We start from the raw sequence: 13,917 nt of genomic DNA on the forward strand, positions 1-13,917 counted from the left end.
ATATATATAAGTGTAAGGTAAATATCATTAGTTTGTATTGACGCGGTCTAAAGCATGACATAAAGGCGATAAGATCTCCTGTTTACTGCGGACATTTCCTTCCACCTTCACGATCACTTTTTCATCATTGACAAGTAAAATAGCCGGTAATTCGTCCACTTCATTTTTCCAGCCTTTACGATCTTCTTTCACAATCATTTTTGACATTTCCTTAGGGTATTCATTTTTTAATTCGAGGACTGCATCATAATATGGGCTTTCTTTATCAAGGTTTTCTGCATCAGTAAAAAAGAGAATTCTCGGTTTTTGAATATGACGGACTTGGTCGGTCTGATTCGGTATGATATACGCAAATGAGCATGAACTAAGTACAAAGAGCATGGGGAATATAATGAGAAGTGTCCTCATAAAATTCAATCTATTCACCTCAAAATCATTTGGGGTTGTCCCAACATTTTTAGGAGCTTGTTCCCTGTTAGTCACTCTAGTGTATCATGTCCCTTTTGACAATTTTCGATTGTTACTCAATTGTTACAGAATTGATATGAAGCAAAATACAATTGAAACGTTCCCTCAATATGATGAGAAAAAAGCACATATTTATAAAAAATGATTAAATGTGTCATACAATTAACCGTTGACAACTTAAATGTGACATAATATTATAGGAATAAGAAATAGATCAAACGCTTTCAAACTATGAATGAAGAAAAGGGGAATGTACGTGGGTACAATTATTTGTCAAGATTGCAATGAAACCATTGATCAGTTTGAAAATGAAAAAGTGACAACGCTATACGGAACGTGCGGTCACTGTCATTGCTGTGATGAAGCCTCTGAATAAATAAAAAAGCATGCAGCTCCATTTGGGGCTGCATGTTTCTTTTTTATAAAATTGGTTTTTGTTCCTTAATCACACGGATCATTTCAAGCGTTGAATCTTCAGGTCCTTGGACAGGGAGACCAATTTCAATATTTTTAAAGATATACGATATATTTTCTTCTGTGATAATTTCACCTGGTATAAAAATCGGAATACCTGGCGGATACACCATCACAAACTCTGCGATAATGCGGCCGACTGCTTCCTTAAACGGAACGACTTCCGTTGTAGCGTAAAAGGCGTCACGCGGCGTCATAGCAAGCGATGGGATCTCAGGCAGCAGCACTTCTGTTACCGCTTGTTTGCCGCCCTCACGAGTAGAGGCTGCGGCAATTTCCTGCATCGCCGTCACGAGCGTATCAATTGTCTCATCTGAATCGCCAGGGGTGACGATACATAAAATGTTGTACAGGTCAGAGAGCTCTACTTCAATTCGGTAACTTTCTCTCAGCCACTTTTCGACATCATGTCCGTTTAACCCAAGGTCTTTAATAGAGATAATTAATTTCGTTGGGTCATAATCGTAAGTGGAAGCTGAACCGAGTACTTCCTTGCCAATGCAGGTAATGCCGTCAATTTGATTCAAACGGTCTCTCGCTGATTCAGCCAAACGAATGGCTTCATCTGCAAGTGCCTTACCTTCAGTGGCTAATCGTTTTCGAGCGACATCAAGTGACGCTAAGAGCAAATAAGAAGTGGACGTTGTCGTCAGCATACTCAAAATCGATTGCACGCGGTCTTTTGAAACAAGCCCTTCCTTCATATTTAAAATAGAGCTCTGCGTAAGAGAGCCGCCAAGTTTATGGACACTTGTTGCTGCCATGTCGGCACCTGCCTGCATGGCAGAGAGGGGAAGCTCATCATGAAAATGTATATGCACACCGTGTGCTTCATCGACAAGGACAGGCACATCAAATGAATGGGCAATGTCTACGATTGATTTTAAGTCTGCTGAAATACCAAAATACGTTGGATTAATGACAAGCAAACCTTTCGCATCTGGATGCTCAGTGAGCGCCTTTTTGGCTGATTCAGGTGTAATCCCGTGAGAGATGCCAAGTTCTTTGTCTATTTCTGGGTGAATAAAAACAGGAACTGCGCCAGAAAATACAATCGCGGACATAATTGATTTATGGACATTACGCGGAACGATAATTTTATCTCCAGGTCCGCATACCGTCATCACCATTGTCATGATGGCCCCGCTTGTTCCTTGAATGGAGAAAAACGTATGATCAGCACCGAAGGCTTCAGCAGCAAGCTCCTGTGCTTCTTTTATCATCCCTCGAGGTGAATGTAAATCATCGAGAGGTTCTATATTAATGAGGTCAATGCTTAATGCATTGTCGCCAATGAATGCTCTAAATTCAGGATCCATTCCGGCTCCTTTTTTATGGCCTGGAATGTGAAATTGGACTGGATTCGTTGCTGCGTGTTTTTTTAGTCCAGTATATAAGGGTGTATCATGTTGTGACAATTGCTTTCCCACCTTCATCGAAATACCTGCTATTATTGTGCCAATTACAGCAGATTTCATTGCATAAAACAAAAGAATTATATTATGAACTGATCGGAATGTAAAGCATAAAATCAATCGGTTTCTGATCAAACAGATGCTATAATAAAAGTTCAAATGAGAAATGAGTGTTAAAGTGAGGGACAAGTAAATGGAATATCAATATCCAATGGATGTCGACTGGACGACAGAGGAAAAAATTGCGGTCATTTCATTTTTTCAGGCTGTTGAAAAAGCCTATGAAAAAGGAATTGCGAAGCAGGAGTTATTAGATGCTTATAAACGATTTAAAGAGGTTGTGCCATCAAAAGCAGAGGAAAAAACGCATTGTGCGGCTTTTGAAAAGGGAAGCGGGTATTTCCCTTATCGTGCAGTGAAAACCGCAAGAGAGGCAGAAGAGACAGCCGTTATACGCATGTAAAAAACGAGCCTATAAGGGCTCGTTTTTTTATACAGATTCTTTCTGTGTGAAGCGGTATAGATACGTCAGCGTGCGGAAGGCATTTTCGATTTTCGATAGGAATTCTTCATTATTCATTTGAACGACTTCCTCTCTAGGCAGCTGGATGCCGCATAGAAGCTCGGCTTTCTTGACTGTTTGAACACGTTCAAAAAGCGTTTTCAGCTGTTCGGAATCTAGTTCGCTGTGCCGCATGACATCTGGTTTCATATGATCTTTAGACCAAACAAAATCTTGCGGTATTTTCTGCTGGATGGTGTCTAGCTCTTTTTCAAACAGCTGGCCGTACTCACCTTTCACTGGAGATTCATAAATGAGCGCAAACCAGACAAAGACATGTGTTTTCCAAAGCCCAATTTGAAAATGAGGGAGTTTTTTATATCCGCGCTTACTGTTTGCAAAAGCAACCCATGTATCATTTGGCGGGTTGACAGATCTTCTAGCATGCTTTGCGACGTGTACAAACATTTCGTCTCCTGTAATAGAAGAAAGAAGTGGTGCAAAATGTTCGCCAAGTGCCTCAAGCTTTGGACGTACTCTTTCTTTTAATACAGTCATTCGTTCATCTAAACCATCAACTGTGAATGTTTCAAAATCTTCATCTCTAAAACGCATTTCACTCATGTTATGCCTCCTGTATCTTTTCGCTGATCATATTTTATCATAGCTTGGGTCAAGCTCAAAAAAAGATGCACCGTCAGATAAAAGATTGTAAAGGGCGTGGTGCAGCGTTTAAAACCTTTCATTTTGTGGTACATCATTAATAGGTAAAGACACAATTTTCAGAATGTCGTTGCGGTTATGCGATCGCTTCATACGATATAAGCAAGAACCATTTCTCTTATCGATTGAATTTTTATCAATGAAAACTGACAAGGAATGAATCATTCTCTGGAAGGGGCGTTGACCAATGAAGCAAATCGTGAAGCAGGGCTATAGACAGGAGAAGAAAAATCGCATCGCTGTGTGGAGATTAGAGGTTGATTATGAGCTTTCTACGCTTCATGAAGCCATCGAACAAAAAGATGACATCCAAATCGAACGCAGCAAACGAAAGCTTGAGCGCCTAAGAAAAGAATGGGAGCAGCTTCAAGGGTAAAACAGGGTGAGGTAAAAACGAACCAATTCATCGGTTCGTTTTTGTATGAAGCTGCTTTTTTCTTGCTTTTACGTACATAATATCAGTATGCTATTACAAATAGGTCCTACATAGAAAAGAGGTTTACAATCTGATGACAAACTGGGTGGAAATTGACCGTCTTGCAAAGCTCTGGGTAAAAGAAGCAGGGAGCCGTATTAAAGCGTCCATGCAGGAAGGTCTATCAATTGAAACAAAATCAAATCCAAATGATCTAGTCACAAATATCGATAAAGAAACAGAACGTTTTTTTATTGAAAAAATACAGTCGACATTTTCAGATCATCACATTTTAGGAGAAGAGGGACAAGGGGAAGAGGTCACCTCACTCGATGGAATTGTGTGGATCATTGATCCGATTGATGGCACAATGAACTTTGTCCATCAAAAGCGCAACTTTGCCATTTCAATCGGGATATTTGAAAATGGTGTGGGGAAAATCGGTCTTATTTATGACGTCATTCATGACGAGCTCTACCATGCCATTAAAGGAGAAGGAGCCTATATGAACGATATCCTGCTCCCTCCATTAAAAGATGTGGAGATTGAAAAAGCGATTGTGGGTATTAATCCGACATGGGCGATTGAAAGTCCTTATTTTGACGCCAAACCATTTGCCCGTCTAGTGCGTGACGTGAGAGGGACACGAACGATTGGATCAGCTGCCCTTGAGCTTGCTTATATTGCAAGCGGCAGAAGTGACGCATATGTCACCTTAAGGCTTGCGCCGTGGGATTATGCAGCGGGCTGCGTGCTGCTTGATGAAGTAGGGGCCGTTTACTCAAATATTCACGGAGAACGTCTTACGTTCCTAGACAAAAACAGCATAGTGGCTGGAAATCGATCCATTTGTGAAAAAATCTTGCATGATTACATAAAAGGAAGCGGAAATAAAAAATAAACGACATCACTTCATGAGAATGAAGTGATTTTTTGTTTTTCCTGAAACTTTTTGGTAAGGCGGATGTCTATACGAATGAGGCCTTAATTTCATGTAAAGGATTGTGTATCAATGTTTGATTTGTTTAGTGATTTATCGCTCTATTTTGAAAGGTATTTTATTTTAAATGAGTACAGTATCCACATCATTCAATGGTGTGTACTTGGACTATTTGTCCTTTTCGTGACACTCCCCATATGGAAAGAAAAGAGGAGTAGTTATGTATTCTATGCTGGTATCATATTAAGAGTAGTGCTATTAGGCGGGATGACAGTTGAAATGATCCACCAAGTCCTGTCTAGACAGTATACGATCGAAACATTTGAAGTGCTGACAGATTTCATGCAATTTCTCATTTATGGGTACGTCTTGCTTGCATCACTGTACTATGTCATTACTCTTCCTTATTTAAAAAATAAAGGTATGTTCTTTGCTTTTGATTTATCTGTATTACTTCTGCCTTTATGTCAAACAGTGTTTATTGTGTTTGCTGAAAGCAAAAAGTTCTTTCTTAGCAGTGATACGGGGTTAGTATGGAGAGATATGATCACCATTTTGGCTATGGCTTGCTTTGCCGCTTTGCTGCTCCACCTTTTCTTTCGCTTGTTTTGGCATTGGAAGTGGAAGGAATTGCTTTTGTTTTATATCTTGATTTTCGCAGCTTTGCTTTATATATTTTATCCTTCTATTTCGAAGTATGAGCTTCAATCTACATTTAAATCGATTGTCATTTTAGTAGCAGCGGCAGGAAGCTTTATGACGATTGATTTGTTATCTGCTTTACTACGGGACAAGGTGAAATTAAGGCAGTGGGGCGCTGGTTGTATAGCTGTCTTTTTTCTGCTATTACTCAACCCGATTGTCAATATTCCTCATACCATGTTCCAATTCACCAAAACGGAACTGGTAGATACTTTTTCAGAAGAATATCGCCCTTTATCAGCAGTAAGTGCAAAAGCATTCGCTTCAAAATTTGTACCAGAGGATCAATCGCTTTATTTAAATGCTAGTCATCAGCCTATCCCTTATCATTACGTGTTTGCAGATGATCAGTATGAAGTGAATATTTCTGCGTTTACAGGCGATTTAAGCGGGTATTCTTATCGAGGTCGTGTAGAGGGGAAGGAACTGACCGATAAAGAATATAAGAAAAAAACCATTGAATTTTTCGAAAGAAGCGGGCGATCAATTGATCTACAGCGCATTCAATTAGCTGTAAAAAAAGAGGACGGAAAGACGGACGTTCTTCTTCTGCCAAAAATGTCTCAGAATGAAGAGGACAGTTTAGCGTTTGCCACCTGGAAAAAAGGGACGCTTCGACAAGCGCAATACGAAAACGCTATCTTTCAATTAAAGGATATAGACGGCATCCGTTTAACAGAAATGGAGATAAAAAACAGGATCAACAGTATTTATAAACATTTAAACCTAAAGCTGCCAGCTTATCAAATCACAGGCATCAATGATTTTTATTTGGATTGGCAGCATGAAGTGAGAGTCACAACAAAAGATCAATCTGAGTTTCTGTTTAATGGCTCAACAAAAGATATCATCAGCTTCAAGTTGTCAAAATCACTTCTTCAACAGAAAAAAGAGAACGTCAGCGATGAAGATTTGTTAAAAATCATAGGGAAAAAGCCAAAAGACGTAAGAAAAGTAACAGGCACTAGTGAAAGTAAACAATATATATTTAAACGCTCCTCTCATGTCGTCAATCTGTTTAAAGGGGATGATGGAATTGAGTTGAGAGTGCAAGCAGCTTCTTCTATCCCGCACGGAGTATCTAATCAAGATCGTAATGAAGTCTATCAGCAAGTACTTAAAAGGTATAAACCATATACGATCTATAAAAAACAAATAAAACCTGTGAGGATGATCGACAAAGAAGGGAATATCGACATTTCATGGCTTGTCATTATACAAACCTTCGGATCAAGTGAGCATAAAATCTATGAAGTGAATGGACGAACAAAAGAGGTGCATCGTTTTGACAGATAAAGAAAAACAAGCCATCTTTCAAGACTTATATGAACTGTATCAAGAAGGGGATCTAGGAGCCGAGGCAGCCAGCTGGATGAAGGCACACGAACAGCAATTTCAGCATACGGCCGCGGGAAGAAAGCAGTCTTCAGCGCCGATGGAAAGCCATAATGACTATGACGAGTTAAAACGCATGAAAGGGTTTATTTACTCGTTATACTTCTTTTTTATCGTTTTATCGATTTGGATGACTGTGTGGTTTTATTTTTGATGTCCAGACCAGCCGACCAAATTGAAAAAATCTATGAAGAATATTTTCAGGAAATCACCAAATATTTATATCGCCGGACGGGAAATATGGAAACGGCCAAGGACCTTGCGCAAGACGTATTTATGAAGGCACTGCATGGGTTGTCCTCCTTTAAGGGACATTCTAGTATGAAAACATGGCTTTATACCATTGCGTATCACACATTTGTGAATGACTATCGCCGAAAAATAAAATGGACTTTTACGAACGTAGAAGAAATGGATTTCTTAGAGCAGCAGTCGTTCACAACACCAGAAGATTACATCGAAACACAAGCCGACATAGAAAGGCTGTGGCATCATATTCATCAGCTGAAGGATTCATATCGGGATGTCCTCATTTTAAGAGATATTCAAGAATTATCATATGAAGAAGTAGCTGAAATTTTGAATTGGACTTTATCTAAAGTCAAAACAACCCTTCATCGAGCGAGGTTAGAGCTGAAGCGAATGCTACATTGTGAGGAGTTCAATAAATGAGCTGTTATTTGATTGAAGAATTGTTACCACTTTATATAGAGGGAGACACAAGTGCAGAAACAAATAAAATTGTTGCAGAGCACATACAATCCTGCGAAAGCTGCCGTCACCTTTATCACGAAATGAAAGAGCCAATAACTCTTATACAGGCTCCTGATCTCGTGCCATATATAGATGAAAAGGAAGAAAAAAGAAAATTTGAAAAGCGCTACTATGGTAAGCTGCTTTATCGAGCAAGTATCGCGTTTGGTATAGGGTACGTCATGATGATCATTCTTTATTGGCTGAAATAAAAAACCCCCATCTGGATGAACCAGGTGGGGGTTTTTCTGAGATTAGCTTAATTTTTCTTTCGCAATTTGAACTGCATCATAGAACGTTTTCAATTGCTCTTGAGGAATTTTCTTAAGCATTTGGTTGAAAACAAGTAATTCAGTAGAGCTGAATCCAAGACCTTTTGCGATTTTTGAATCAATCACAACGTTTCCTTTTTTGTCTAGAACAAGGGCATCACCAGCAAGATCAGCAATTCTGATCACTGATTTGAAAAGCTTTTCAAATTTAGCCGCTTCTTCTTTTGTAAGACCAAGTTCAACAGCTTTTGCTGCATCAAAAACCAATTTCCCTTTTTCGTTTTTAGTGATGCTTTCACTGAAAACGATTGTAAGAACAGCTGCGCGATCTAAGAATTTCTCAGCAGTCGCCGCTTCTTCTTCAGTTAGTCCGAGCTCAACAGCTTTTTTCACATCAAATGTGTAGCTGTTGTCTTCCTCAACAAATGAATTGATGAGAATGTTGATGACACGCTCGTTTTTCTCCAATAATTCTTTAATGATTTGCTGCTGTTCAAAAGGAATTCCTTTGAAAGTTGCAGCGCTTGCTTGCCCAGGAGCTACTGTTGTGAAAGTAAGAATGATAGCTAAAGCGAAAAATACAACAGAGCTGAGCGATTTGCTCAAAAACTTCTTCATGCTTCTTTTCTCTCCCTTTTCTGTTAAATTTTGTTGCAAGAAAAGCATACCATGAGAAACTTTGTGGAAGAATAGGAAAAATGTAACTTTCTGTTTGATTTTGGAGAACTATAAAAGTTCTTGTCGAAAAATATAGGGGTGCAGATTGCTTACTTTTGTCAATTCTTCAAGATACGTTCCGTCTGATGAATGGAGCTTTCATAGGTGATTTGTCTTGTTTTTACTCAAAATAAAAAGCCTTCTACATATAGAATGTAAAAGGCTTTTAACTAATTTTATGATTGCACGTTTAATTTTCTTTTTAATGTAAATCCTGTACCCATGAAAATCATGGCGAACACGATACTAAAACATATACCCAGTATGTTTTTTTCTGCAAGAGATACCCCAATAAACGCCATACTGACAACTGCAAGTAATGCACATAATAATAGAAGCCATTTGATTTGTTTCATTTGTCTCCATCCCTTTTTTTAGAGTTAATATAAGTTTACAGAAAAACGATCGGCATTTAAAGGGGATTGTGATATAATATGAAAGTTATCTAATTATTTTAGGAGATGAAAATGTGAAACTTCGAAAAGACCTTCGCAACATCGCAATTATTGCCCACGTTGACCATGGTAAAACGACGCTTGTTGACCAATTGCTCCATCAAGCTGGTACTTTCCGTGCGAATGAAAATATCGCTGAGAGAGCCATGGATTCAAATGATTTAGAGCGAGAGCGCGGTATTACGATTTTAGCTAAAAATACTGCGATCCATTATAAAGATACACGCATTAATATTTTAGATACACCAGGACACGCCGATTTCGGTGGTGAAGTTGAGCGTATCATGAAAATGGTAGATGGTGTACTCCTCGTTGTGGATGCTTATGAAGGCTGTATGCCTCAAACACGCTTTGTGCTGAAAAAAGCACTTGAGCAAAACTTAACACCAATCGTTGTCGTCAATAAAATTGACCGCGACTTTGCTCGTCCGGCTGAAGTAGTTGATGAAGTGATCGACTTGTTCATTGAATTGGATGCAACAGAAGAACAGCTTGAATTCCCAGTTGTCTATGCATCAGCAATCAATGGTACAGCAAGTAACGATGCGAGCAAGCAAGATGAAAACATGGAATCTTTGTTTGAAGCCATTGTGAACCATATTCCTTGCCCAGTTGATAACCATGAAGAGCCGCTTCAATTCCAAGTGGCACTACTTGATTACAATGATTATGTTGGCAGAATTGGAATTGGCCGTGTATTCAGAGGAACAATGCAAGTAGGACAGCAGGTAGCCTTGATGAAAGTCGACGGCACTGTGAAACAATTCCGAGTAACAAAGATCTTTGGTTTCCAAGGGTTAAAACGAGTGGAAATCAACGAAGCGAAAGCGGGAGATCTTGTCGCTGTATCTGGAATGGAAGACATCAACGTAGGTGAAACGGTTTGTCCGGTAGAACACCAAGAAGCACTTCCAATCCTTCGTATTGATGAGCCGACACTTCAAATGACGTTTGTTGTAAACAACAGCCCATTTGCAGGCCGTGAAGGAAAATACGTGACATCACGTAAAATTGAAGAGCGTTTAGAGCAGCAGCTTCAAACAGACGTCAGTCTTCGTGTGGATCCAACTGATTCACCTGATGCTTGGGTTGTTTCTGGACGCGGAGAGCTTCACTTATCCATTCTCATTGAGAATATGAGACGTGAAGGTTTTGAATTACAAGTATCGAAGCCAGAAGTTATTGTAAAAGAAGTTGATGGTGTTCGATGTGAGCCTGTAGAGCGCGTTCAAATTGATGTACCAGAAGAGCATACTGGCTCTGTTATGGAATCAATGGGTGCAAGAAAAGGTGAAATGATTGACATGATCAATAATGGTAACGGTCAAGTTCGCCTGATCTTTACAGTACCATCACGTGGTTTAATTGGTTATACAACTGAATTTCTTTCATTAACTCGTGGTTTTGGTATTTTGAACCATACGTTTGACAGCTACCAGCCAATGCAGTCTGGTCAAGTTGGCGGACGCCGTCAAGGTGTACTTGTTTCAATGGAAACAGGTAAAGCGACTGCTTACGGAATCCAAGGTGTTGAAGAGCGCGGTGTGATCTTCGTTGAGCCGGGTACTGAAGTATACCAAGGGATGATTGTTGGGGAGCATAATCGTGAGAATGACCTTGTTGTAAACGTAAGCCGTATGAAACAACAAACAAACGTACGTTCAGCGACGAAAGATCAAACGGTTAGCATGAAAAAACCTCGTATTATGTCACTTGAGGAATCTCTTGAGTACTTGAATGAAGACGAATACTGTGAGGTTACACCTGAATCAATTCGTCTTAGAAAGAAAATTTTAGACAAAAACGAACGTGAGAAAGCAGCGAAGAAGAAAAAGCTAGCAGGATTATCTTAATTCCATGAAGAATTAAAAAGATAGAACCCTGAAAGATAAGGGGAGGGAATCTTTTTGAATGATCAGGAAGTAAGTGAAAATCTATCCTTTTTCGCGATGCTGTTTCGTGTCGATGAAAATCCGCAAACAGGGATGTGGCTCCTATATGGCACCATCCTTGTTTTAGCGATTATTGTTTTTAAGCTCGGCTTTGCAAGACGTTTACCGATTTTAAAAGCGCTCGTGATTTATTTGTTTTTGATTTTTGGCTGCACGTTTCTCACATTTCTAGGTATCTTCCTTCCAGTAGCGGAAGGACTGGTTGTGGCAGCTGCCATTTTGATTATTTATAAAATACGGCTGCATCGTGCGAAAAAAGAAGGAACAGTTAATACGTAAAAAAAGACCTGAACATGTGTCAGGTCTTTTTTTATGTCTTTTGTTCTTTCTTTCCTTTTTTCTTCTTTTTCTCTTTCGTCGCAGGATCCTGATAAAGAGAGAATCTGCCAGTTTTGATGCGGGCTTCAGTCTTTATTTTAATGCGTTCTTGGCAGTCATCGCACATATATGTATGAATTGGCCGGTTTCTTAACCGTTTAGCAACAAGTGTATCATCATCAATGGTTTCAAGCTTTTCACATAATGAGCACTTCACTCTCATCATTTTCACCTCACTTTATTGCATTTATTATAGCATGTTTTCCAGCTACTTAAAATCAGCGTAGAAAAAGGCTTATATCACAGGAGATATAAGCCGTTCTCATTATTTCTTCTGATTCATATGATGGTTTGATTGGTCGTTTTGATTTTTTTCTAACTGCTTTTGATCCTGTTCTTTGAGCTGATTATTCGGATCATTTGTCGGGTCTTTTTCGTTACGCTCGATCTCATTTCTCGGCATCTCTGGCATCACGCGGCCGACAATGGCAGCCAGTTCGTCCATAATACCGCTTACCGGACGGCCTGCTTGGATTTCTTTGCCCATTTCTTTTAAACGGCTGACTGTATCTGGATCAGCAACCACAACAGCATTTGCACCTTCAGGGTCATTTCTCAGCGCTTTTGCAACTGAATATTTAATGGTTTCTACTTTGCTTCTATCTAAATCATCTTTTACATCAATACCAACAACAGCATAGCGGCCGATGACAATTGCCGTTGCATCATTGACATCTGCTACATGCTCTGTCACATTGACAAGATGCTGCGCAACATCTGTAGATGGGCGGGCTTGATTTGTCTTTTTCTTGGATGAGTCTGACACCCGTACTAAGTGCTGGCGTCCATCTTGCTTGTCCAGCGCTTCTGGCTTTTCCTGCTGCTGGCAAGCGCCTAACAGAATGATCGTTTGAATCATGAATAATGTTAAAAATAGTCGCATCTAAATTCCCTCCTTCACAAACTGCATGATTTATTTTATTGTTGAATTAACCTTCTAACTTTATTCATGAAAACATATATTTTAACAATCGTTTTGGGAAAGACAAGGATGAATGAAACCCCGATCAGGAGGCGAAGGACCTGAGTAAAATTTATGTATTAGACACAAATGTGTTATTACAGGATCCGAATTCAATCTTTTCATTTGAAGACAACGAAGTCGTCATTCCGGCCGTTGTGTTAGAAGAAGTAGACTCGAAAAAGAGATACATGGACGAGGTTGGGCAAAACGCCCGGCGCGTCTCACGTTTAATCGACGGTTTGAGATCGAAAGGGAAACTGCATGAAAAAATTACGCTAGAGTCAAAAGGGACGCTGCGCATCGAGCTGAATCATCGCTCTTTCCATGAGCTTCAAGAAATTTTTATTGAAAAAACGAACGATAATCGGATTTTAGCGGTCGCGAAAAATTTGAGCTTAGAGGAAGAAACAAAACCTCACGGCCGGCCTGTCATTTTGGTCAGTAAGGATGTCTTAGTCAGGGTAAAGGCAGATGCGATAGGTCTTCAGGCAGAGGACTTCTTAAGTGACCGTGTGCTGCAAAACGAAGACATTGATAACGGCTATCATGAGCTCTATATTCCGACCGAGCAATTGAATACATTTTATAAGCAAAGTCAATTGCCGATAAAAGAGGTCACAAGTGCACCATTAAACCCTCATCAATTTGTCATTATGAAGGGGAATGAAGGCGGTTCTGCTTTAGGAATGCTTGATCAAAAGGCAGAGCACGTGAAACGCCTCATTTATGATCAAGAGCATGTTTGGGGAATCCGTCCGAAAAATGTTCAGCAGACGATGGCCCTAGAGCTGCTATTGCGCCGTGATATTCCGCTTGTGACATTGATCGGAAAAGCGGGTACTGGTAAAACACTGCTTGCACTTGCTGCCGGATTAATGCAGACAGAGGATCTCGGCATGTTTAAAAAACTGATCGTAGCCCGTTCCATTGTTCCTGTCGGCAAGGATTTAGGCTACTTGCCAGGTGAAAAGGAAGAGAAACTCAGACCATGGATGCAGCCGATTTATGACAACCTGGAATTTTTATTTAATACAAAAAAACCTGGTGAACTTGATGCGATTTTGGCGGGTATTGGTTCTATTCAAGTCGAAGCTTTAACGTATATCCGCGGAAGAAGTATCCCTGATCAATTTATTATCATTGATGAGGCGCAGAATTTAACGAAACACGAGGTGAAAACATTATTAACGCGCGTCGGAGAGGGAAGTAAAATTGTGCTGATGGGGGACCCGGAGCAGATTGATCATCCTTATTTAGACAGCTTAAATAATGGGCTTACGTATGTCATTGAGCGGTTCAAAGGACAGCAAATATCTGGACATGTCAAGCTTGTCAAAGGAGAAAGGTCTGGACTTGCACAGCTTGCAGCTGATTTGCTGTAGTCCAGACCCT

General features: G+C 39.9%; 18 protein-coding genes. 11 read left to right on the forward strand and 7 right to left on the reverse strand.

All coding sequences use genetic code 11. From position 1 onward, the window contains the following. Positions 1-27: 27 nt before the first annotated feature. Positions 28-408 (reverse strand): hypothetical protein, encoded by a 381-nt coding sequence (locus tag NSQ25_RS06980; protein WP_227001729.1) that lies wholly within the window; start codon positions 406-408, stop codon positions 28-30. A gap of 316 nt (positions 409-724) precedes the next feature. On the opposite strand from NSQ25_RS06980, the gene NSQ25_RS06985 reads away from it, so the two are divergent. Continuing rightward, positions 725-844, forward strand: coding sequence for a GapA-binding peptide SR1P (locus tag NSQ25_RS06985; RefSeq protein ID WP_003212464.1), 120 nt, complete (start codon positions 725-727; stop codon positions 842-844). A gap of 43 nt (positions 845-887) precedes the next feature. Here the strand turns inward: NSQ25_RS06985 and NSQ25_RS06990 are convergent, their stop codons facing one another. Beyond that, positions 888-2,360 carry an aminotransferase class I/II-fold pyridoxal phosphate-dependent enzyme gene (locus tag NSQ25_RS06990; protein WP_108909025.1) on the reverse strand — a complete coding sequence of 491 codons (1,473 nt, stop codon included), beginning with the start codon at positions 2,358-2,360 and terminating at the stop codon, positions 888-890. Between the two features lie 190 nt (positions 2,361-2,550). On the opposite strand from NSQ25_RS06990, the gene NSQ25_RS06995 reads away from it, so the two are divergent. Then, positions 2,551-2,820, forward strand: a complete 270-nt coding sequence (locus tag NSQ25_RS06995; protein ID WP_326136477.1) for a UPF0223 family protein — start codon at positions 2,551-2,553, stop codon at positions 2,818-2,820. A gap of 27 nt (positions 2,821-2,847) precedes the next feature. On the opposite strand, the gene NSQ25_RS07000 is transcribed toward NSQ25_RS06995, so the two are convergent. Beyond that, positions 2,848-3,483 carry a DUF1054 domain-containing protein gene (locus tag NSQ25_RS07000; protein ID WP_024426894.1) on the reverse strand — a complete coding sequence of 212 codons (636 nt, stop codon included), beginning with the start codon at positions 3,481-3,483 and terminating at the stop codon, positions 2,848-2,850. 286 nt (positions 3,484-3,769) lie between these two features. Here NSQ25_RS07000 and NSQ25_RS07005 point away from each other — a divergent pair, with 286 nt between their 5' ends. From NSQ25_RS07005 to NSQ25_RS07030, 6 genes are all read left to right on the forward strand, one after another. Next, a complete protein-coding gene (locus NSQ25_RS07005; protein WP_024424761.1) occupies positions 3,770-3,958 on the forward strand; it encodes a hypothetical protein in 189 nt (62 codons plus the stop codon). Between the two features lie 133 nt (positions 3,959-4,091). Further along, entirely contained in the window at positions 4,092-4,898 is an 807-nt protein-coding gene (locus tag NSQ25_RS07010) for an inositol monophosphatase family protein (protein ID WP_024426895.1), read from the forward strand. Between the two features lie 111 nt (positions 4,899-5,009). Further along, on the forward strand, positions 5,010-6,935 hold the full coding sequence (locus NSQ25_RS07015) for a hypothetical protein (protein ID WP_326136475.1): 1,926 nt from the start codon (positions 5,010-5,012) through the stop codon (positions 6,933-6,935). Then, the gene (locus NSQ25_RS07020) at positions 6,925-7,188 is read left to right on the forward strand and encodes a hypothetical protein (protein ID WP_070325785.1); all 264 of its coding nucleotides are present in this window, start codon (positions 6,925-6,927) and stop codon (positions 7,186-7,188) included. Before NSQ25_RS07015 ends, NSQ25_RS07020 begins: the two co-directional genes overlap by 11 nt. Beyond that, complete coding sequence (locus tag NSQ25_RS07025; protein WP_061109971.1) at positions 7,188-7,706, forward strand: sigma-70 family RNA polymerase sigma factor; 519 nt, start codon at positions 7,188-7,190, stop codon at positions 7,704-7,706. Before NSQ25_RS07020 ends, NSQ25_RS07025 begins: the two co-directional genes overlap by 1 nt. Continuing rightward, on the forward strand, positions 7,703-7,999 hold the full coding sequence (locus tag NSQ25_RS07030; RefSeq protein ID WP_061109793.1) for a zf-HC2 domain-containing protein: 297 nt from the start codon (positions 7,703-7,705) through the stop codon (positions 7,997-7,999). Before NSQ25_RS07025 ends, NSQ25_RS07030 begins: the two co-directional genes overlap by 4 nt. A 42-nt stretch (positions 8,000-8,041) precedes the next feature. Here the strand turns inward: NSQ25_RS07030 and NSQ25_RS07035 are convergent, their stop codons facing one another. Together NSQ25_RS07035 and NSQ25_RS07040 are read right to left on the reverse strand one after the other, a co-directional pair. Then, complete coding sequence (locus NSQ25_RS07035) at positions 8,042-8,677, reverse strand: hypothetical protein (protein ID WP_034281643.1); 636 nt, start codon at positions 8,675-8,677, stop codon at positions 8,042-8,044. A gap of 275 nt (positions 8,678-8,952) precedes the next feature. Beyond that, positions 8,953-9,132, reverse strand: a complete 180-nt coding sequence (locus NSQ25_RS07040; protein WP_034281645.1) for a DUF5325 family protein — start codon at positions 9,130-9,132, stop codon at positions 8,953-8,955. 113 nt (positions 9,133-9,245) lie between these two features. Between NSQ25_RS07040 and typA the strand changes: the two genes are divergently transcribed. Continuing rightward, positions 9,246-11,084, forward strand: a complete 1,839-nt coding sequence (gene typA / locus NSQ25_RS07045; RefSeq protein ID WP_041084955.1) for a translational GTPase TypA — start codon at positions 9,246-9,248, stop codon at positions 11,082-11,084. Positions 11,085-11,138: 54 nt separating this feature from the next. After that, positions 11,139-11,462 carry a YlaH-like family protein gene (locus NSQ25_RS07050; protein ID WP_003210819.1) on the forward strand — a complete coding sequence of 108 codons (324 nt, stop codon included), beginning with the start codon at positions 11,139-11,141 and terminating at the stop codon, positions 11,460-11,462. A gap of 31 nt (positions 11,463-11,493) precedes the next feature. Here the strand turns inward: NSQ25_RS07050 and NSQ25_RS07055 are convergent, their stop codons facing one another. Both NSQ25_RS07055 and NSQ25_RS07060 read right to left on the reverse strand, forming a co-directional pair. After that, complete coding sequence (locus NSQ25_RS07055; RefSeq protein WP_223250959.1) at positions 11,494-11,727, reverse strand: YlaI family protein; 234 nt, start codon at positions 11,725-11,727, stop codon at positions 11,494-11,496. A gap of 99 nt (positions 11,728-11,826) precedes the next feature. Continuing rightward, positions 11,827-12,444, reverse strand: coding sequence for a YhcN/YlaJ family sporulation lipoprotein (locus NSQ25_RS07060; protein WP_034281647.1), 618 nt, complete (start codon positions 12,442-12,444; stop codon positions 11,827-11,829). A 140-nt stretch (positions 12,445-12,584) separates the two neighbouring features. On the opposite strand from NSQ25_RS07060, the gene NSQ25_RS07065 reads away from it, so the two are divergent. After that, the gene (locus NSQ25_RS07065; RefSeq protein ID WP_025092370.1) at positions 12,585-13,907 is read left to right on the forward strand and encodes a PhoH family protein; all 1,323 of its coding nucleotides are present in this window, start codon (positions 12,585-12,587) and stop codon (positions 13,905-13,907) included. Positions 13,908-13,917 lie beyond the last annotated feature (10 nt).

This window comes from Bacillus sp. FSL R5-0512 (assembly GCF_038593295.1).
Taxonomy (GTDB): Bacteria; Bacillota; Bacilli; order Bacillales; family Bacillaceae; genus Bacillus; species Bacillus safensis.